The sequence below is a fragment of the Paenibacillus sp. BAC0078 genome (assembly GCF_054483875.1).
The window spans coordinates 1-547 of record NZ_JBTLRW010000078.1 but is presented as its reverse complement, the minus strand read 5'-3'; the positions used below and the strand labels follow the sequence as shown (position 1 = coordinate 547).

1 protein-coding gene is annotated in these 547 nt (G+C 51.6%); it reads left to right on the top strand.

What is annotated here, in order from left to right:
- Positions 1–547 (top strand): condensation domain-containing protein (locus ACX1DY_RS31500; RefSeq protein ID WP_458968056.1); only part of this gene is annotated, 547 nt, incomplete at both ends.

Here is a 547-nt window from a genome sequence, read left to right as displayed (position 1 = left end):
TCGATAGATTTGCCTGCCGTAAAGCCCTATATCCACTTCATCAAGTGGCTGGAGGAGCAGGATCGAGAAGAAGCGCTGGGATACTGGAGAAACTACTTGGCGGGATACGAGCAGCGGGCGGCGATCCCTGCAAGCGAAAATCGTACAAACGAGTCGTATGCGCTTGAAGAAGTCCGTCATTCGTTCTCGGAGAGATTGACCGAGCGGTTGGTGCAATTGAGCAAGCGCCACCAAGTGACGATGAATAGCATGATGCAGACGGCATGGAACATGTTGCTGCGCAGCTACAATAACAGCGATGATGCGGTATTCGGCGCAGTGGTATCAGGGCGTCCAGCAGAAATTGACGGCGTCGAGAGCATGGTAGGGCTGTTTATCAACACGCTACCTGTTCGATTAAGCCCGAATGAAAGTACGGGCACGTTCATCGAGACAGTGAAACGGTTACAGCAGCGAGCCCTCGATTCGGAGAAGGTTGGATATATCTCTTTGGCCGAGATTCAGGCGCAATCGGAACTGAAACAAAACTTGATCGATCACCTGTTTA